Source organism: Rahnella sp. AA, from assembly GCF_002834385.1.
GTDB lineage: Bacteria > Pseudomonadota > Gammaproteobacteria > Enterobacterales > Enterobacteriaceae > Rahnella.
This window is the reverse complement of the sequence record NZ_PITQ01000010.1, coordinates 1-20,578: the sequence shown is the minus strand read 5'-3', so window position 1 is coordinate 20,578 and position 20,578 is coordinate 1. Positions and strand designations below refer to the sequence as shown.

Here is a 20,578-nt window from a genome sequence, read left to right as displayed (position 1 = left end):
CAGGCAGCAGGCATCTTAATTATCGGGAATTCTTGTCGGGGCGATTTATTCGTTTTTGGCTGCCCCTCCCAGCTCAACGACAACGTGATGATCCTGCCCGTCATCGGTGAGCGGGATTTCATCATTCGCCAGCAAATTGCCGTCCAGCATCACACGATATTCCTCCGTGCTTTTGCGCACCGTAATCAGATAGCGGCTGCTGCCTTGCTGGCAGGCGACGCTGATTTCCGGCCAGTTTTCCGGAAGCTGGCTGTGAATAGAAATTGTGTCGCCTTTACGCGTGATGCCCAGCAACGATTCGATGATCAGGCGGTACGTCCATCCGGCAGAACCGGTATACCAGCTCCAGCCAGCGCGTCCGCTGTGCGGCGCGACGGAATAAATATCAGCGGAAATCACGTAAGGTTCGGCCTTGTAACGGCCAGCCGCCTCTGCGGTCAGGCTGTGATTGATCGGATTGATCATCGCCATCAGTTCCCATGCGCGTTCGATATTGCCCTGCTTTGCAAAGGCCATAACTGCCCAGATAGCGCCGTGCGTGTATTGCCCGCCGTTCTCGCGAACACCCGGCAGATAACCGCGAATATAACCGGGGTTCGGGCCGTTGCCGTCAAAAGGCGGCGTCAGCAGTTTGATCAAACCGGCGTCATTGTCGACCAGATATTTATCTACTGATTGCATGGCGCTGGCCGTGCGTTCAGGCGTGCCCGCACCGGAAAGCACCGACCAGCTTTGGGCGATGGCGTCGATCTGACATTCGTTATTCAGATGTGAACCCAGCGTTTGCCCGTCGTCAAAATAGCCGCGCAAATACCATTCGCCGTCCCAGGCGTGATCGTTGAGATTTTGTCTGAGCCGCGCAGAGTGTTCACGGCAAAGCGTGGCGACCTCCGCGTCCTGACGTTCTTCCGCCAGCGCGCCATAACGTTGCAGAACGTCATAGAGGAAGAAGCCCAGCCAGACACTTTCACCGCGCCCGCCCAGCCCGACCAGATTCATGCCGTCATTCCAGTCGCCCGCGCCCATCAGCGGCAAACCGTGTTCGCCCATCTTCAGCCCGTATTTCAGTGCACGGACGCCGTGCGCCCACAGGGTTTCCTGTGTGTTACTGACCACCGGTTGTTCATAGAAGGATTCCTCGCCGGGAGCCAGCAGACGCGATTCGAGATACGGCACGATTTCTTCCGCCACCGCGCCATCGCCGGTCACGGCAATATAATGGCTGATTGCCAGCGGCAGCCACAGATAATCATCCGAGCAGTGCGTGCGGACGCCATTGCCGGTCGGCGGATGCCACCAGTGCTGGACGTCGCCTTCAATAAACTGCCGCGAGGCGCACAGCAGGATCTGCTCGCGCATGCGTTGTGGCGCGGCATGCGTCAGCGCCAGCGTATCCTGCAACTGATCGCGGAAACCAAACGCACCGCCGGACTGATAATAGCCGCTGCGTGCCAGTATGCGGCTGGCGAGGGTCTGATAAATCAGCCAGCCGTTAGTCAGCAAATCGACAGATTTATCCGGCGTGGTGATCTGAATTTTATCCAGCACCTGATGCCAGTGATGATGAACGCGATCCAGCTCGGCCTGCGCAGCGCCTTCCTGGAAGAACTGATGGATCAGCGCTTCGGCGTCTCCGGCATTTTGCCCCAGACCCAATGCGAAAACGAAGGTGCGCTGATCGCCGTCAATCAGCGTGGTCGCCGACTGCACCGCGCCGCAAGGATCAAGCATTGCGCCGGTTTTATCCGACAGGCGCTGCGTTTTCATTGCGGCGGGTGATCCGGCGGAACCTGTTCTGCCGAGGAATTCACGGCGGTCGCCACTCACGGAACAATGTGCGCCACTCACGGCAAAAAAGGCCGTTCGCGGTGAGCCGTTGCTGGTGTAATGATTGGTCGCCAGCACGCCGCAGCCCTGCACGACGTGCGCCGCCGAGGTGACAATATGCATGGCCGATTTCACCCGTAAATCGGCCATCACCCACTCGACGTAACCGGTCACCGAAAGCCTGCGCGGCCTGCCGGAAACGTTGGTCAGCGTCAGCATGATCAGTTTGACCGGCGCGTGCTCAGCGACCAGCACCGTCATTTCGCTGCTGATCCCCCGTTCGGTATGTTCGAAAATGCTGTAGCCAAAACCGTGACGCGTTACGTAGCCGCCGGGTCCGCGCACCGGCAGCGGTGCCGGAGACCAAACGCTGCCAGTCTCTTCATCGCGCAGATAAAACGCTTCGCCGGAACTGTCGCTGACCGGGTCGTTTTCCCACGGCGTCAGGCGGTATTCATGGGCATTTTCATACCAGGTATAGGCCTGACCACTTTCTGATATCACCGAGCCAAAGTCCGCATTCGCGAGCACGTTCGACCACGGCGCGGGCGTATTTTCCCCGTCGTTGAGGACTATCTGATACTCACGTCCATCCGGTGAGAATCCGCCGAGTCCGTTGAAATAACTCAGCTCGCGCGGTAGAGCCGTGACCGGCTGACTGTCGTTTAGCGTGCGTACCGGCAGTAAAGCGGCCAGCGAAACATGCGGTGGCTGCATCCGCTGATTCAGCTGTTCTGCCAGCAGCCCTCGGCGGTCGTCGATCACCACGCGGGCGACGCTCATCAGCAGCGTGCGGTCGTCCTGTGTCATCTGTTCGCCGTTACGGACAAAAATGCCGCCCGGAATATCGCTCAGGCTGGAACCCGCTCCAGATGCCACCAGACTGAGGATCTGATTTTGCAGCGCCTGCTGGTAGCCGCCGGAATCATTACACAGAATCACCAGATCGACTTTCAGCCCTTTCAGCCGCCAGTAATGGTGCGCACGGATCAGCAACGTCACCAGCCCGATATTTTCATTGCTGGTCATGGTCAGCAGAACAATTGGCAGGTCGCCGGAAAGCGATTGCCCCCACAGGCCGGATTGCCCGCGACGATTAGCGCTTACCGCCTGCGCATCGCAGCGCATTTCCTGACTGGCGAAGAGAATGGCACCGGCCAGCCGGTTAAACAGCCCCGCGTCTTCTTCGGTGGCATTCAGCTGGCGAAGCACCACCTGACTGTGCGACCAGGTGATTTCGAATACCCGATCAGCTATATGGTGATCGCGGTATTTTTCCAGCAACGCGAGACTTTGCAGGCGGGTGTCCGCAATCCCGTAAACCATATCGATGATGACTGGCACGCCAGGTTTCAGGCGTATGCGCTGACGGATTACCATCACCGGATCCAGCACCGCACCGGCGCTGTTACTGAGCGGCCCCGCCCGGCGCAATGCCTGCGGATTTGAGGCCGTATTGCCGCGCCCGATAAACTGCGCGCGGTCAGTTTCAAATGATGTTTCCCGCTCTACGGAACCGTGGATCGCCATCATGTGAAACATCCACGGGCACTGTTCTTCCGGCTCGCGCGGGCGGCGATGACACAGAATCCCTTCCTGCGCGGGCATCAGTTCAGTCTGCACAAACAGATTGCTGAACGCCGGATGTGCCGCGTCATTAGCCGCCGGTGCCAGTACGACTTCGGCATAGGTGGTAATTTCCAGCTCACGGGCATGGCGTCCATGATGCGTGACCGTCATCCGGCGGATTTCGACATCATCTTCCGGTGACACCACGATATGCGTTTGCATCGTCAGAGAACCGTGCGTGCGGCGGAACTCGGCACCGGCATCGGTCAGCACAGCGTGATACGTGCCCTTTTGTTTGCCGAGCGGCTGCCACGTATTGCTGGTGACGGTGCCGGATTCCGGATCACTCAGATAACAGAAAATACCCCGGTGATCGCGTGTGGCATCTTCCCGCCAGCGGGTCAGCGTCAGGTCTTTCCAGCGGCTGACGCTGCCACCTGCCTGCGTCACCATCAGATGATAATTCGTATTGGAAAGCAGCTGAACTTCCGGTGCCGGGCTGTCGGCGTTGCTGAATTCGCGCAGCTCGATATTCACTTTTTGCAGCGTGCTGTCGTGGGATTCGAAATGCCGGCGCGGGCTGTAAAGCTCCACGGCGTCCGGCACGCGTTCCTGCAACAGCAGGCGTGCAGACCGGAACGCCGCATTCGCCGCAAAGCGCGCGTTCATCGGCGCACCGAGCAGCACATTCGCCAGCGCCAGAAAACCCATGCCCTGATGGTGAGCCATGTACGAGCGCACCACGATGTAAATCTGCCCGCGGATCAGGCGTGACGGTGTGTAATCAAGCGCATCATAAAAACCGTATTCCCCGCATGCGCCGCGATTTTCCAGCTCAGCCAGATTGAGGCAGGCTTCCTGTGGACGGATCATCAGCGCCATCAGCGTGGCGTACGGCGCGACCACCATGTCTTCGGCGAGCCCGCGTTTCAGCCCGAGGCCGGGCACGCCAAACGCGTGATACTGATAATTCTGGTTGAGATCAAAGGCGGCATAGGCGGATTCAGAAATCCCCCACGGGACCTTGTTCTCCCTGCCCCAGGAGATTTGCCGGTCAACCGCGGTCTGGCACATCTGCACCAGCAGGGTATCCGGATACGCGGGCATCACCAGTTGCGGCATCAGGTATTCAAACATCGAGCCGCTCCACGACATCAGCGACGGTTGTTTGTCGATCACCGTGAATAACCGGCCCAGCGCGAACCAGCTTTTTTGCGGCAGCTGATTGGTGGCAATGGTGACGTAATTGGTGAGGCGGATTTCCGACGGCAGCAGATCGTATTTCCCGCTGTCCATTTTATGCGCGTCGCAGTTGTAGCCGACTGTCAGCAGATGCGTGTTTTTGTCGTACAGGAACTGGAAATCCATACGCGCATGGTCATTCAGGCGTTTTTCCAGCTCACTGATGATGTCCAGTCGCTGACGCGCCAGCCCGATCGCGCGGGATAAACCCGGCTCCGTTCGTGCATCCTGTTGCGCCAGCCATTGCAATGAAGGCAATACACCGTTTTGCGCTTCCGGCGTAAACGCACCATAAAACTCGGTCCACTCTTCCAGACCGGCGTCAATTTGTGCAGCCAGACGTTGCAGCCAGACGGCATCTGCAGGCGTGATCAGCGCGCGCATTTCCCGCAAAAGAACCAGCGCCTCCGTACCTGACGTTTGCGGCATCAGCTGGCGGAGTTTGTTCAGCCCCGGTGATGGCGTCTGCTTTTCGGCCATTTGCAGGGTATCTTCCAGCCCGCCCAGCCACCGCCCGATATCCGTCGCAGGCTGCGTGCGCCACAGCCGTAAACCGGTGCTCAGCGTCAGCAAATGCCCGGCCAGATTGCCGCTGTCCACGCTCGAAATGTAGCGCGGATTCAGCGGTTCCAGCGTGCGCGTGTCGTACCAGTTGTAAAGATGACCGCGATAATGTTCAAGTTTGTCGAGCGTATCCAACGTCAGGCTGGTGCGTTCCAGCACCTCTTTTTGCGTGAGATAGCCGAAATCCCACGCGGTGATATTGGCCAGCAAAGAAAGGCCGATATTGGTGGGTGATGTGCGGTGCGCAATGGTGGGCTGCGGGATTTCCTGGAAGTTATCCGGCGGCAGCCAGTTTTCGGTTTCAGTGACGAAATCTTCGAAGAAAGCCCAGGTCTGACGCGCTGTCTGGCGCAGGAAAGCGTGTTGCAGAACATTGAGATCCGGCTCCTCGCGTTTTGCGGGCTGACTGAGCCAGCACAGAATACGCGGCGCGAGAAACCACAGAACGCCCAGCGGCAGTGCGAACGCCAGCAGCGGCAGATGGGAATACGCCGCCACTAAGATCACCGCCACACCGGCCAGCGGATTGGCCCACATCCGGCGATAAAAATACTCCGGCGAATGCGCCCGGCTTTGCTCGCCAATACTCACGCTCGCCCATTCGTGCAGTTTGCGATGGCTGACGTTAAGCCGCCACAGCGTCAGCAAAATCGCCTGCACGGAGTAAACCGCTTCGTGCGGCAAGGTCATCAGGTGCAGAAAAATACGCGAAACCCGGCTGACGGTGGCCGAAAACACGCTTTTCAGATGCGGGATCAGCGCGCGTCGCGGGCCTTTATTGAATAAATCCAGCACCAGCGCAACTCCTGCGGGGAACAGCAGCATAAAGCTGATAAAGCCAAACCAGTAAAGCTTGTTGGGCACCAGAATCAGCGCGCTGAAAATGAGGATCAGCAAGGCGGGCGCGACCAGACTGCGGCGCAGGTTATCAAACAGTTTCCAGCGCGAAAGCAGTGTCAGCGGATTGCGGGCGCGCTGGCCGTCTTCCTGCTTCACCCGTAGTCTCAGCCAGTTCAGAAGCTGCCAGTCACCGCGGATCCAGCGGGTTTTACGCGCCACATCCGCCAGATAATGGTCAGGATATTGCTCGTATAACACCACATCGCTGAGCATCCCGGAGCGGGCGTAACAGCCCTCCAGTAAATCATGGCTGAGCACCAGATTTTCCGGGCAGGTATTTTCCGTGGCCTGAATAAAGACATCCACGTCGTAAATGCCTTTCCCGACAAAAGAGCCTTCGCCGAATAAGTCCTGATAGATATCGGACGACATGGACGAGTACGGATCGTTTCCCGGCACGCTGCTGCACAGCGCGGCGTAACGTCCCTGGCCGTTTTCCGGGATTTCTTCCGCCAGCCGTGGCTGGAGAATGGCGTAACCGGAAACCACCCGCTGAAGCTTTTCGTTGTACACCGGATGATTGAGCGGATGCGCCATCGCGCCCACCAGCTGATGCGCCGTCGCGCGCGGCAGAACCGTGTCGCTGTCGAGCGTAATCACGTATTTCACCTGCCGCAGATGTTCCTGCGTGCTGCCTTCAATCAGCGAGAACGGCTGACCCTCATCGCGCAGCCAGCGGTTCAGCGCGTTCAGCTTGCCGCGCTTACGCTCATACCCCATCCACACGCCCTGCGCCGTATTCAGTTCACTGTCGCGATGCAACAGCGTAAACCGTGCGCCCTGCGTGGCGGGATAACGGCGGTTCAGGGACTGGATCTGGCGGGTGGCGTAAACCAGCAGCGCGTTATTTTCCGGATTATGGCGTTTATCGTTGTCGTGAAAATCGCTCAGCAGCGCGAAATTCAGATGCGCGAGCACGTTGCCGAGATAACACACCTCGAGGCTGTTAATCAGCGCATCAATATTTTTCTGGCTGCCCAGCAGACAGGGAATGACCACCAGCGTACTGGCGTTTCCCGGAATACCCCCGGCGAATTCCAGACGCGGCAACGGCTGCGGCGTGCGGCTGCGGGTGGTGATTTCGCTAAGCAGATTAAGCGCAAACTGGCTGGCGACCAGCACCACGGGGATCAGCAGCGCCCACCAAAGCCAGTGCAGCGCCGGATGCGCCGAGCGGTAAAGCGCATCAGCGGTAACGGCGGTAGTCAGCAGCAACAGACTGCCGAGCCACGAAAGCAGCGGCGTCAGGCTAAGTCTGGCGCGCAGGCGGGTGATCAGAGAGAAACGGGCGTTGAGATCTTTCTCCAGTGCTTTACGCCCGGCATCAACCAGATAGTAGCCGACGTGTTGTTGCTGATAAGAACCGGTTGCCTCGCGGGCCAGAGCCACGGCGCGGGCGGCGACAAAGGCTTCGTCATGACGGGAATTGCGCGAGAGACGTTCAATCTGATGGCGGTAATTGTCGCGGGTATCAAAATGCATCAGCGGATAAACTCCGGCCGGGTCGCGCTGCAACGTCTGCTCCACCACGCTGAGATTTTCGGCAAAATCTGCCCAGTCCATTTCGGTCAGCTGGCGTAGCCCCATAATGCTGTTGCTGACAGAAAGCTGATTAGCGGCCAGCTGCTGGTTAAACTTGTCGATCACTTCACGCTGCGTCAGCCCGACTTCGCTCAGGCGCTGTTCTACCCACGTCAGCGGCAGTGCCAGCATCGAACCATGACCTTGTAAGCGGCGCACCAGTTCGGCGACAAACGCGCTGGTGCGCGGCGGATTGGTGCGCGCCATATCGGCGATAATAATGATCTGACCGGACGGATCGTTTTCGGCGCTATCCTGCAATTTATTGACCCAGTAATCGGCCAGATTGCGTTCCTGCTGGGCATTCGCCACTTCAATGCTGACGCGACGCAGATTCTCGATCAGCGCCAGCCGCAGCATGCCGGGAAATGCCCACAGCTCGCCGAGCGTCAGCGGTTTCACGCTCTGGTATGTTGTGAAAAATCGGGTGAGCGTGGTGATATCCAGCAGCCCGTCACTGTGGCTGACGACTTCCGTGGCGATATCATAAATACGCGGGCAGAAATGCGGAGCGCCGAGCGGCGGCAGGCCTTTACCGAAGTTTTTCGGCAGCAACTGACGTACCAGGCGGATTTGTTCTTCAATCAGATAAAAGTTATCGAGCAGCCATTCACCGGCGGGCGTGATGCTCGCTTTCTCTCCGTTGCTTAAAATCAGACAACTTCGGGTCAGGACTTTTTCATTATCATCGAGGCGTTTAAGCAGGTAATACGGGAGTTTTTTACCGGAGAGTTTGTGCGAGAGGGCCAGTTTTCCGCCGTAGCGTTCCATCTGATCTGCCGAGAAAAGCTCCGTGCGGAGCGGCACCGGCTGCTCCAGCGCGCTGGCTCGGTGACGCCGCGTGATGGAAATAACAGGCGGCGCGCGTTTGCTTTTGAACCAGTTAATGACAGTCTTTTTCACATCTTCATACCGTACGCGGACCCGAGAAGGCAGTTGCCTGAGCTGCGATAAGAGTTCACATAAAAAGGAGAGAGGGTAAAGATCAGGGAGGCAGAACGGGTTTATCACCCGCAGCGGGCAATACTTTTCATACTAGTCTTTTTACGGGTCTTCAGCGGTTTATTTTCCGTGTCACAACATATTTACAGGTCAGACTTTATCTTTTTATGCACAAAGCGCATGAAGGCGACAGCTATTGTTATTTGTAACTCTTAAGCTAATCAGGGAGGAGATCAATTTGCTGGCTGCCTAAAATATCGGTAGCGCAACTTTTTCTGCCCCTGCTCTGTTAATGCGACAGAACCCTTTCGATTCGATATCGATAAACCTGCTATCACTCACAGCAATTGGGGTATTGGTTTCCGGTTCAGCACTGTGCCTTTTGCACAAACTGAATTTTTAAATATTCTACTGCTAACAATTTTCGATTATGTTTGACTTTTCAGGTCCACACCATATTATTTTCCGATAAACCCCAGCCAGCATTTTTTGATCTCTTAAAAACTCAAACACGTCGGCAGGACACCAATCTGGGCCAGCTGAAAAACAAACCCCCTCATCTCGTAATTTTTCGAATAGTTTTGCCTTAACCTCTTGACCGGGAACCATTAATGATAGTGTTACTTGTTCCTTGCCGGGCACAGCGACGAATCCTAACTCTCCAAGAAGTTCAATCACACTATCATCTAGGACTTTTACTACTATTTCCGATAAAGCGCCTTCGGAAACAAAGGCTTTCGTAACAGAACTCATTTTACTATCACCGTAGTAATGGTGCACTTTCGTTGAATAAACCGTCGGAATTGATTCTATCACCATCTTCGGGCCACCGCCCGGAAGGTGCTAATCTGCTGTTGTATCTCCTTGAAGATGATGATAAAAGTCTCCGTATTATGGGTAAATATCTTGATATGTATCAGTATCCTGAAGGGCGTATCGAACTCAGAAGCAACGGCACCCAACAGGCGGCTAAGAGCGAGGAACGGACATTTACATATTTGTTCAGGTGGCCAAATTCAGTGTGCCACTACAATTGAAAGAGATGGCAAAAACAGGCGTAAGTGTATACTCCATCATTCGATACACAATTCGCTGGAAAAGGCTGAGCGTCAGAAATCATGGGAAGATTATCTAAGGCATTACTCATATCGCTTTTATATACGGCGATAGTAATTGCTCTTGATGTAATTGCTATCTACTACTTCAAGCTGAATGCCCCTATTACCGTCATAGCCACAACGTTTTTGGTGCTATTGATTTTGGCATTTGAGTATGTAGATGCGACAAGGCGGTCAGAAAGAAACTTCGCCGAGAGACGGAAAAAAGAAGCGCAGGGTTCGGCATTTTCTCTTATGTGGGATGCCCTTGATTCGGACGCTAAACAACGTTTTTACCAACAAGTCGGAGAAGATGGAGAATCAAGCGAACTTAAGTCCAGATACCAGCTGTTGCAGAACGAAATTCGTCACTGGGAAAAAGAGATAGAGCGGATACGTTAATCAGAATCACATGCGCGGAGCGGGTCACCGTTGATCATGACTGAGTGCGATTCTACGTCAGACCCCGCCACACCCCATGCCCACCGTTACACCGTTACACCGTCGGTTATCACCCCAACGGCGGCAGACCCAACTCGTACCCGCAACTGACCGTTAAAGATAAATGGCTGAAAGAGTTGGGATCTAGTACCGGTCAGCAGGTGAGTATTACAACTGAGGATGGGTGTCTGGTTATCAGGGCTGAGATTGGCGGCTGAGGCTGTAAAGTAAAATCCCGCCAACAAGGGCGGGATTTCTTATCAGAGGTTAATCTTATGAGCTTCCGCAATATCACTGAGCAAAGCACCGAATGCTAAGAGCTCTTCTCTGGTCCAGCCCGTTAAAGTTGGGATCTCATCTTTACTGCATGATATCTGTACGGCGGACTCCAGTTCTCTAATGAGATTAAATTCCCTGTGAGTAATTTCAACCACAAGCATCTCATCATTTTTATTTATGATTTTCAATCGACTATCCTCGTTAATTCATTGGTGCAATATTCTGAGTTGGTAAACGCTTAATATAATTATCCCAGCCAACATCATAATCCGGCCTAAATGCAGTTGTAAGTATCCCAGCTTTAGTTCCAGGCACTGTTTTCAGGGAGGAGATCAATCAATCAATCAATTAATCAAGATCACAATCATCATCATCAGTTGGGCAACGCTACGGTAAACCAGTAGTTCTGAAGATTGAATCCCTGCGAATGTATAAACAGGGATTCACGTTTTTTCAGGCTGAAAATGATGTATGGTTAACCAGTCATGTCCCCTATTTTTTCATATATCAGGAATAGCCTTTGTCTTCGGCTTGCTCGGCTTTATAGCGGGAGGACTCTTCTTTGGCAGCACTAAACCATTCAGAGAAACCAGAATAAGACAAATTATCCCAAGGGCTCAACTTCGGTTTTGAATAATCATAAATCCGGACACCCGTAATGCCTTCCTTCCCTCCCCCATCAAAACAAGCAAGAACAACCCAGCCATCATTATACAGCCCTGACTCATCTTGAATAATTGCAAAGGGAACCAGGGCAGCCCCCGAAAACTTCAAAAGCATCGAGCTGTAATAAAAAAGAGATGTCGCCATATCTTTCGATAGAAGCCGCCAAGGCTCTATATCTAAAAACTCATCAGCTAAAACCACATCTAAATAGTCAACAGGAAATTCAAAACTATTGGGTAAAATTGGAAGGTCGTACAAAAAAGGCTTCATTATTTAGCACATCCAGAAATACGTGGTGGTTCTGTTGAACCGTAAGGATTGGAAGTAGCCCCCCCTGACTGTTTGTTTATACGACCAGTAATGGCCTCACCCCAAGTATTAAAATTCTGCCCCCCTGGCCTCTTTGATAGCTGGCGTCAATGGATCATCAAATCCACGGACGCTAGCATTAACGTCAATCCCTGCCTCCTTGGCCGCTGCAATGCGAGTGTTATCCATGCTAGTCAGCTTGCCATCAGGCATTTTAACGACGTCAACTGGATCACCTTTCCAACCATTAGTCCGCATGCTTTGTACCAAATCGTCGTATGTGTAATTTGCACGCGTTTCTCGATCAGTTTTAATGAATGAAATGGTATTTTTCGAGAATCGAATATCATCAGCCGCGTGGAATATGACACTGCCAGCGCCTTTTGCATCCACATCGGCAGTAACTGATGTTGTTTTTCCTACTCAGCCAATCACCGCTGGCCCAAATTGCGTCAGACCATAAATCCCCTCCGAATAATCAGGTGAAAGATCTAAATATTAAAGTCACTACGCTCCAATGGTTTCTGGAGAAGTGGCTATAACAAACAATCACTTTTTAAAAAATATCATTCCAATCTAAAAGCCCCTTATTTGGCAAATCGAGATTGACTTGCAGCCAGTTATTTTCACTTTTAATAAAAATTCCTTTTAAATAAAGAATTTTATTCTCACTCAATGGTTCAGTAAATATATATCCCTTAACTTTTACCGGATGAAGTAGCAGAGGCCCTCCACCATTAAACAATATCCTCCCATCACTTTTAAAAATATCTAACAGGCCTTTATTTTCAATTAGCAACCTGGGAGACTTTGAGTAGTCGCTATTTTCATCATAATCAATCAAATAAAAATACTCATCTATACTTACTAACCAAGCAGATAAAGATATCAGCTCATTCCGAATGGATGATTTTATTATCTGATTTATACTCATCATTTTAGTGTCACCCCATTCCCAGTCATCTTACTATATAAAAAATCGGCTCTAATACCAGCAGGACCATTATAAGGATCTCTTATCATATAATACCCAACCCCGTCAATCTGCTTATAAGAATCAACCACAATAAAATGCCCTTGACCGCCAGCAGTTATTGCGACTATCGATGGTATATTATTCGAACCTAACGCTTTCAATTGATTAGGAGTTAAATTTGTTGTTGCCGTGTTTTCAATTCCATTTTTAGATAACACAGCCCGTATTTCGTTAGCATTAACTCCTGTAGGTCTAATATTATTGAACTGTTTAACAACCGAATCTAAATCGACCACATCTCCATTATTATCACTGATAATCATAGCACAGCTTGTTGGACCACATAAATTACCCCCACCAGAAAAATGAGATGTTTGATTAATATATTACCCTTCAGGATTATACTCTATCTTAATTTTAGCTTGGTATACATCTCCGGCTCCAGCCCCATCAATTAGATTTCCAGTATCCACTTTTGTAGTGCCGGATAGTACACCGGCTCTAGCTTTTAGCCCCGACGCACCAATTTGAGTCAGACCATAAATTCCCTCCGAATAAGCCGGAGATACTCCCAACCCTTCCAGCAAATACGCACCGCTGGTTTTTTGGCCAACACCAGACGATAAGGCGTTAAAACCTGAATTAGCAGTATCTATACCTGAGGCTGCCAGATAACTGCCTGCCAGACAAGTCAAGCCGGTTGTGCACATTGCCCATGTCACCCAAAGCCTGCAGTTCTCCTCATGTGGTTTGTACTAAACCGCCTAGATGTGTCCCCTCACCGAAGTGAGACTGCGCATCCCCGGTTTGGTCGCTGACCGAATACCCAAACATTGGCAGACTGGCACTGGCATTACTGCCCATGGCATAAATCAGTTGGTTCGCCAGCTAACGCCTATCCTTTTCCGGCAGCCAACCCTCTTCAATTCTCTGAACCAGTAGCGTATCGTTCCACGTTCCACGTATAGGAAACTTACGTTGTTCTTCGGTAATTTCGCCAACTTCCCATTCTTTTTCCCCGTTCCAAAACCACCAAGTCTCAACACGCCCAGTTGACGGGTTTACCATCCCTGCACGGAAGATTGGAGTATCCTTGGAGTGCGCAGGAATAGCACAGCCCTTGGTTTTTTGAATAATTCCTTGTTTAAGAGCTGCCGCAATCGGAAAAAAAATCCAGAAATTAGTTTTTTCCTCCACCAAGTTATCCAAATCCGGCTCAGCTTCATACGTGCCTGGCAGGACACGAATTAACGACCCCATAGGAGAGATTTTTTTTACAAACTGGAAATATGCTTTTCCACTCGTAGTTGCTATTGCAAATACATCTCCAATTTTGATCATCATTTAAATCCTGGATATCTAACTGATTTTAAAAGAGCCACGCCCCTAGAGAGAGACTCCGCGTAAACAGGATTAGCTTTAGATATGCTGTTGATCTTATTAATCAATGAGCCACCATCTTTACCTAAACCATGATATTCAATTAGCACTTGCTCAACCGCTCTCGCATCACTGCGCGATATATTCTGGAGACCAGGAATTGCATCAATTTCGATACCTTTCTGGGATAAGTGTGCGGCTGCCCGTGCTTCAAGATTATCGGTAATACCAACATACTGCACCGTACCATCTTCTGCCGTTGAAGTATAAACAGCTGTTTTACCTGGATTTGGTACCACATCTTTTACACCGGTAACCGTCTCTTGCGCAACGGCACCTACACCACTCGAACTCCATGACCCAATTCCCGCAGCCCCCGCCTGAGTCAGACCATAAATTCCCTCCGAATAAGCCGGAGATACTCCCAACCCTTCCAGCAAATACGCACCGCTGGTTTTTTGGTTGACACCAGACAGGAAGGTATTAAAACCTGCATTCGCCGTATCCAGCCCTGAGGCTGCCAGATAACTGCCTGCCAGACAAGCTACACCCGCGCTGGTAGTGCATATTGCCGCGCCACTTACCGCCTGGAGTTCTCCTCCGGCAAATTGCGTCAAACCACTTAAACGTGTCCCCACACCATAGTGAGACAGCGCATCCCCGGTTTGATCGCTGACCGAATACCCGAACATTGGCAGGCTGGCACTGGCATTACTGCCCATGGCATAAATCAGTTGGCCACCACTCTGGGATGACAGTTGTGCACGTTCTGCTGCATACGCATCACTGTTACCTAACTGCTCCAGCGCCTGCGCTTTCACATAATCCGGAGAACCTTCCGCAAACTCTGCGGAACATTTGACCAGCGCACAAGCTGCCGCTTTCAGACGGGCTTCTTTGTCTTTATCTCCCCCAGACAGTTGCTGGATCCGGGCTACTTCATCAGGATGCAATTGCCGGTTATAACGTTCCGCATCCAGCGATGCCGCAGCACCAGACTGCGCACCGCTCGTTCCACCGATCACCCCACCGATTGCGCTACCACTCAGCGCCGCAGCCCACTGGGTGATGGCCCCTCTTTCATTGCGGTCCAGTTGCGTGTTGTTGCTCAGATAAGTATCGACCATCTGGCCAAACGCTTCGCTGCTCATCCCGGCCAGCCCGCCTGCCAGCGCATTACCGCCACCGAAACTTGCCTGGATTGCCCCTATCACACCGTGAATAGCGGCTTTTTCGGGGCTATCCGGTCCCCAGCCCATCGCCACGCCAAGATCGCCGGCCGCTGAGTTCGCCATCTGCCCGAATACAGCCGCCAGTTCCTGTTGCTCAGCGATTTTCTTCGCATCGAAAATTTTATCGATATGACCATTGGCATGGTCAGTATCGCGGCTTAGCCCTGCAATATCCTGCGTCTGCTTCTCACCATCCCGGATGACAATGCTGCCTGCGGCAATGGCCGATTGCGTTGTACCTGAAGCATCACCGCTGCTCTTAACACCAATAACGGGGACAACACCCCCACCGTTAACCCGTTCGCCTTTATCATTTTTTTCCGATGAGAAACCCGCGGCAAGACCTTGGCTACTTGCGCTGTACTGCGCTTTGTTCTCGATATCCCGCCAGCCCAGCGAACCGGTATCAAGCAGGTTCTTATCTGCCGTTGCGGTACTGGCTATGACTGCCCCATCCAGTTGGGTATGGTTGCCGACCGTAATATCGAACCCTTTATCCCCGGCAAATAACCCGCTTTGATCACCGACGCTGGCGTAGTTGCTGTCAGTTTTGCTTTTATTGATACTCAGGGAGGCCGAGCCGGTCATTGATCCGAAAGTGAAACTGGCACCGCCGCTGACACTTTTCTGCTGGCTGTGATACGCGTCGGTATCCTGCAAGCTGGTTACCGTCAGGTTACGTCCCACCTCTGCAGTGATTTTTTCGCCCAATGCCTGCGCACCGGAGATCACCGTATCCCGTCCGCTGCTCAGGCTAAGCGTGTCGCTGGCGTTGACGCGCGTATTGACATACTCAGTACTCTTACCGTCAGCCGTTCCTTTTGACTGGTAACCACTGGCTGAGACACCAATTCCGGTTTCCTGACCCAGCGATATATGCACACCGACGTTCCAGCCGCTGCTGTTATTCTTACTGGTTTGTTCGGTATTGTTCGATGCGGCATCCAGCAACAGATCATTCTGCGCCACAAGGGTGACATTACTGCCCGTCACACCACTGCCGCTGATATGGAGATCACCGCTGGTACCTTTGTTACCCGTTGCCACCAGCGTAGTATTTCCACCTGCGCTGAGCGTACTGCCGCGTACCTGATTTTGTGTGGAATTGGACTCAGATGAACTTTTACTGGAACCTACGCTGACTTCCACCTTCACGGCATTCATATTGCCTTGTGCAATATCAGCCGCCATAGAAGGCGCACCTGCAACGGCTATCCATGCATTATCGACCGTCTGCACGGCATACAGCGTTTTCAGCCGTTCATCGCTGACTTCTCCGCTACGTTTCAGCGTGCTGTTGGCGGCCAGAATGGCATCGGTCACCGGGCTGGATACTGACAGTGTCAGGCCGCTCTTTTTCTGCTCGTAACTCTCTTTACGTCTCAACAAATCGTTACCGGGGTCAACCACTATTTCACCCGCGACAACATTCAGATTTTTATCGGCAATCACATCTGCACCGCTGATGTGCGCCTGTTCACCGGCAATAATATTTGCGTTGCCGCCGGTTGAACCAATAGTGCTCACACTCTGGCTCTGAGTGGTACCATCCTCATTGACCTGGTGCCGGGATTGGGCGCTGCCAATGGTGACACCAAAGCCCCCCGTACCCATCAGCCCGCTTTTTTTAGTCTCACTCAGGCGGTAGCTGGAACTGGTGTCGGTGGCGGCAACGATATCGACATCATTCCCCGCTTTCAGCGTCACATCCCCGTCACCGACCACTGATGAGCCTTTCACCGTCAGGTCCTGCCCGGCGACAACTGAGACTTTATCGCCGCTCAGCTGTGAGGCCTTTTCCGTGGTGGCGTAATCCTCTGCCACGGTATGCGTGGTCGTTTTAGAGAACAGGTGTTTCTTGGTTTTGGTCTTCTCGTCGTAGCTGTACTGGCTTTCCTGCGCGGTGGTGATGTTCACGTCACGCCCGGCGTTCAGGGCCAGGTCGCCGGTGGCCTCAACCTGCGCGGCTTGTGTGGTGATATCCCGTCCGGCAGCAATCGTGGTGCTCCCGCCGCTGGAAACCGTCGTGCCTTCCTGCCCGACATTTTCACGGATACTCACGCTTTTATTGCCGTGGGTTTCGCTGTAGGTGCCGGTCTGCTGCGCGTTCAGGTTGACGTCGCGACCGGCGCTGAGCGAGGCGTTAAGGTCGGCGGTCAGCTGCGCCGCCTGCGAGTTGAGGTCACGGCCCGCGCTGAGCGTCAGGTCGCCGCCGCTGCTCACCACCGTGCGGGTGGCGTTGTTGTCGTCAGCTTTATTTTTACCGCTGGTCTGATGGCTGCTTTTGTCCATCGCGTTGAGGTTGATGTCGTTTACCGCCGCCAGCGTGGTGTCGCCTTTGGCGGTGACGGCACTGCCTGCGACCGTCAGGTTGTTACCGGCGCTGGCCGACAGACTACCGCCCGCACTGACTTCACTGGCCTGGCTGCCGGTGGTCTGCGCGCTCGTTTTCGCCGTCGATTTACTGGTGCTCAGCGCATTGCCGGTGATGTTGATATCGCCCAGCGCGACCAGTTGCAAATCGCTCCCGGCGGTCAGTTTGGCACCGGTGTTGTTGATATTATTCCCCGCCGTCAGCGCAAGGCCGCCGGTGGCCGAAATGCCCGCAACATCGCCGGTCTGGGTATCGCTGAACGTCAGTTGCGCCGTTTTGCCTCTGCCGGTGGCCGGTGCCGCCGTCCACTGCTGCGCCTGCGTGACGTTATTGATGTCACCGCTGACCGAAGCCAGTGCGACGGTCTGCCCGCTGATGGAGGAACCGATGTTATTGATATCCCCCAGCGCGCTCAGCTGCAGGCTGCCGCCGGAGGCAATCAGCCCGGCGCTGAGGTTATCCAGCGTGCTGCTGCTTTTCGCCGCCAGCTGGGTTTGCGCCTGAAGCGTGCTGCCGGCGTTGACGATATGCCCGGCGTCGAGGTTGACGGTGTTCCCGGAAATCACGCTGCCGGTGACGGCATTCGTGTCGTTTGCGGAGAGATACAGTTTTGGCGCAAGGACGGTCTGGCCGTCGACGGTGGTTTTCTCCCACCAGACGATGCTTTTGGTCAGCGCCGCCACCTGTTCCGGCGTCAGGCTGACGCCTAACTGCAGGCCCAGCCCGGCCTGCTGCCCGGCGGCGTTGTCTATCAGGTACTGCATCTGCGCCAGGTCAGAGCCGGTGCCGCCGATATAGCGCTGGCCGGTCTGGCTCAGCACCGCGTTATCAACGTAGCGGGTATCAAACGCCGCATCACCGAGGAATTTGTAGTCGTAATCCGGCGTCAGGTTCAGCCGGTTCATAAAGTAGGCCGAGCCGATGAACTGGCTTTCGTCGGTATAGGCCGGCGCGGTTTCAATGCGCGGATTAGATGGGGTTCCCGGCTGCACGGCCCGGCTGGCTACCTGCCCGGCCACCGGCGTGCCGGAAAGAGACGCAAAGGTCAGGGCTGCGCTACCCGGTGTGGCCTGTTTGTCAACGGCGGATACCGCAGACGTTGGTCGTGCAAGATAGTCATTCAGGGCATTGAACAGCGAGGGATCTGTTTTGCCAATGCTGCCGAGCTGCGGGTTGGTGGTGATGAGATACGGGCTGGATGGATCCTGACTCGCCACAAACAGGCCGTTATTGCCGGCCGGCAGCGGATAATCGGTCAGCGCCGCGCCCCGGTTACCGATTTGCTGCAAAGCATTGCTGACGGAATCAGTCCACTGAACGGAACCAACGGTCAGGTTTTTACCCGCCGCCAGTTGCTGACTTTGCACACCACCGACCTGTTGCAGGCCTGATGTGCCGCTTATTCCCGGTGCGCTGATGGCGTGTGATAAACCACCCGCATTGGCGGTCGTGGTGGTGTTGCTGATGTTGTTGCTGAAACTGGCGTTGACCGCCCCACCGGCCTGAATGACAGAGCGGAGGCCTTCGCCGGTGCTGACAGTTTCGTATTCAGGGGCACCGGTGAGGTTGTAAACGAGGCTATCGTTGGCACTTCTACCTACATTATCGTAGCCATAATTAGTGTTGAATTTATATTCCGCGACAGGACCGCTGTAGACATACGTCAGATACTCATTCACTGTTCCTGCTTGATAAGACTGGTTATTTAAATCAGTACCAGTCAACGTAATGACGCCACCTGCCAGAATGTTGCTGGCTAAGTTGTCTAACTTACCTGAATTAATCTGAAGATTATGGTTAGCAGCAATACGTCCGGCGCCACCACTGGCTGACGCGTTTACTGTAGAGGTGCGCACCAGGTATCTTTGAGTCGCGACGCTTGCGAGTGGAGCCATGATGTAGGAATCCGTATCACCACCGTTTCCGTGCCCAGGACTTCCTGCCTGGTGGGTTGTATGTATGTAGTAACCGAGTTCACTCTCTTTCAGGCTTGTTATAGGTACAGTGTGCGAAGCTTCACCAACCCACGCGGGCACACCTTGAGCAATATCTGAAATGTCTGACACACTCAGCCCGTCACGCTGGTTCAGCAGGTGTCCGGTGTTAATGGTGATGTCACCGTTGGTAGTTTCGATATCGCCCGAGGTGTTGACAACTTCACTGCTGGCGTTGCCCGCCGCGTCGCGCTGCAGCCACAGGCTGTTGCCCGCCAGAATATCGCCGTAGTTGTTGTGGATGCTGTCCGCCAGCAGCTGCATGTTGTTACCGGCATACAGCAGCGCGCTGTTCGCCAGCTGACCCGCTGCGGACATCACCACGTTGCCTGCGCCACCGACAAAGCCGCTGTTGTTGAGCACGCCACGGCTGGCGAGACGAATATCCCCGCCGGACTGCACGCTGCCGCTGCCATTGAGCGTGATGTTGTTCGCGTCTACGCCCACCGTGCCGCTGCCGCCGCGCAGCTGACCGCTGTTGGCAAAGTTACCCGTGGCACTGAGCTGAATGCCGTTGCCCTGCAAGGTACCGAGGATGTTCAGGTCGCCCTGCGTGCTGAGGTTCAGGTTCTGCCCTGCCGCCAGTGTGCCGGTCTGGGTGAAGCCCGACCCGAGTTGCAGCGTCATATCGCCCAGGGCCAGCAGGCTGCCGGCCTGATTAAGCAACGGCGTCACCAGCGTCAGGTTACCGGCGCTGTAAAGTTTGCCGCCCGCCTGATTGTCGGCGTTCTGCAGGTTAAGCCCCAGCGTCTGGCTGCCCAGAACGATGCCGGTGTTGTGCAGGGCGTTCCCGGTCAGTTGCAAACGGTCACCCTGAAGTTGCCCCTGATTGGTCACCTGCGACACGCTGACCGTACTGTCGCCCTGCCCGGTCAGCGTGCCGCCGTTGTTCAGCGTTCCGCCGGACATCGTCAGCCCCTGAGCCTGCAAAATACCCGTATTCGTCAGCGTTGGCGCAGACACCGTCAGGCGGCTACCGGTCAGCAAGGTGCCCTGATTATTCAGGTTATCGGAAAGCGTGAGATGACTGACGCCATCGCCCTGGAGTTGCCCCTGATTGAGGAGCGACTGCGCGCCTAAATCTAACGTCCCCTGGCTGCGCAGCGTGCCGCCGCTCAGGTTGGTGATGCCGTTTTGTACCCTGGCCTGCAGGCTCTGCTGGCCCTGCAGCTGCCCGCCGTTGGTCAGGCTGTTCGCGGTCAGCA

General features: G+C 54.1%; 12 protein-coding genes and 1 pseudogene. 3 read left to right on the top strand and 10 right to left on the bottom strand.

From position 1 onward, the window contains the following. Nucleotides 1-45 precede the first annotated feature (45 nt). Nucleotides 46-8,586 (bottom strand): GH36-type glycosyl hydrolase domain-containing protein, encoded by an 8,541-nt coding sequence (locus tag CWS43_RS20760; RefSeq protein ID WP_101078984.1) that lies wholly within the window; start codon nucleotides 8,584-8,586, stop codon nucleotides 46-48. Nucleotides 8,587-9,039: 453 nt separating this feature from the next. Further along, on the bottom strand, nucleotides 9,040-9,444 hold the full coding sequence (locus CWS43_RS20755) for a hypothetical protein (protein WP_157825423.1): 405 nt from the start codon (nucleotides 9,442-9,444) through the stop codon (nucleotides 9,040-9,042). Between the two features lie 299 nt (nucleotides 9,445-9,743). Here CWS43_RS20755 and CWS43_RS20750 point away from each other — a divergent pair, with 299 nt between their 5' ends. Both CWS43_RS20750 and CWS43_RS20745 read left to right on the top strand, forming a co-directional pair. Next, nucleotides 9,744-10,124, top strand: a complete 381-nt coding sequence (locus CWS43_RS20750; RefSeq protein WP_101078982.1) for a hypothetical protein — start codon at nucleotides 9,744-9,746, stop codon at nucleotides 10,122-10,124. Between the two features lie 44 nt (nucleotides 10,125-10,168). Beyond that, nucleotides 10,169-10,381 carry a SymE family type I addiction module toxin gene (locus CWS43_RS20745; RefSeq protein WP_369825910.1) on the top strand — a complete coding sequence of 71 codons (213 nt, stop codon included), beginning with the start codon at nucleotides 10,169-10,171 and terminating at the stop codon, nucleotides 10,379-10,381. 42 nt (nucleotides 10,382-10,423) lie between these two features. On the opposite strand, the gene CWS43_RS20740 is transcribed toward CWS43_RS20745, so the two are convergent. Then, nucleotides 10,424-10,630 carry a hypothetical protein gene (locus CWS43_RS20740; protein WP_101078981.1) on the bottom strand — a complete coding sequence of 69 codons (207 nt, stop codon included), beginning with the start codon at nucleotides 10,628-10,630 and terminating at the stop codon, nucleotides 10,424-10,426. Between the two features lie 188 nt (nucleotides 10,631-10,818). Between CWS43_RS20740 and CWS43_RS27825 the strand changes: the two are divergent. Then, nucleotides 10,819-10,959 (top strand): annotated as a pseudogene (locus CWS43_RS27825) (RNA--NAD 2'-phosphotransferase); the annotation flags it as partial. Here CWS43_RS27825 and CWS43_RS20730 read toward each other — a convergent pair. From CWS43_RS20730 to CWS43_RS20700, 7 genes are all read right to left on the bottom strand, one after another. Then, nucleotides 10,950-11,378: a hypothetical protein gene (locus tag CWS43_RS20730; protein WP_101078980.1), complete on the bottom strand. Its 429-nt coding sequence runs from the start codon at nucleotides 11,376-11,378 to the stop codon at nucleotides 10,950-10,952. The pseudogene CWS43_RS27825 and the gene CWS43_RS20730 overlap by 10 nt on opposite strands. A gap of 108 nt (nucleotides 11,379-11,486) precedes the next feature. Then, nucleotides 11,487-11,810 (bottom strand): hypothetical protein, encoded by a 324-nt coding sequence (locus CWS43_RS20725; protein WP_101078979.1) that lies wholly within the window; start codon nucleotides 11,808-11,810, stop codon nucleotides 11,487-11,489. Between the two features lie 163 nt (nucleotides 11,811-11,973). Then, a complete protein-coding gene (locus CWS43_RS20720) occupies nucleotides 11,974-12,354 on the bottom strand; it encodes a hypothetical protein (protein WP_101078978.1) in 381 nt (126 codons plus the stop codon). Next, complete coding sequence (locus CWS43_RS20715; protein ID WP_255414168.1) at nucleotides 12,351-12,776, bottom strand: C39 family peptidase; 426 nt, start codon at nucleotides 12,774-12,776, stop codon at nucleotides 12,351-12,353. Before CWS43_RS20715 ends, CWS43_RS20720 begins: the two co-directional genes overlap by 4 nt. A gap of 3 nt (nucleotides 12,777-12,779) precedes the next feature. Then, nucleotides 12,780-13,088: a hypothetical protein gene (locus CWS43_RS20710; protein ID WP_157825422.1), complete on the bottom strand. Its 309-nt coding sequence runs from the start codon at nucleotides 13,086-13,088 to the stop codon at nucleotides 12,780-12,782. Between the two features lie 193 nt (nucleotides 13,089-13,281). Further along, nucleotides 13,282-13,737 (bottom strand): hypothetical protein, encoded by a 456-nt coding sequence (locus tag CWS43_RS20705; RefSeq protein WP_198555893.1) that lies wholly within the window; start codon nucleotides 13,735-13,737, stop codon nucleotides 13,282-13,284. Next, nucleotides 13,734-20,578, bottom strand: a 6,845-nt coding sequence (locus tag CWS43_RS20700; RefSeq protein ID WP_232777123.1) for a hemagglutinin repeat-containing protein, incomplete at its 5' end; no start/stop codon positions are given. The genes CWS43_RS20705 and CWS43_RS20700, both read right to left, overlap by 4 nt.

Excerpts from the sequence above, each read along its gene's own strand:
- CWS43_RS20755 (WP_157825423.1), bottom strand. The coding sequence starts at position 9,444 with ATGGTGATAGAATCAATTCCGACGGTTTATTCAACGAAAGTGCACCAT.
- CWS43_RS20750 (WP_101078982.1), top strand. The coding sequence starts at position 9,744 with ATGGGAAGATTATCTAAGGCATTACTCATATCGCTTTTATATACGGCG.
- CWS43_RS20730 (WP_101078980.1), bottom strand. The coding sequence starts at position 11,378 with ATGAAGCCTTTTTTGTACGACCTTCCAATTTTACCCAATAGTTTTGAA.
- CWS43_RS20720 (WP_101078978.1), bottom strand. The coding sequence starts at position 12,354 with ATGATGAGTATAAATCAGATAATAAAATCATCCATTCGGAATGAGCTG.
- CWS43_RS20705 (WP_198555893.1), bottom strand. The coding sequence starts at position 13,737 with ATGATGATCAAAATTGGAGATGTATTTGCAATAGCAACTACGAGTGGA.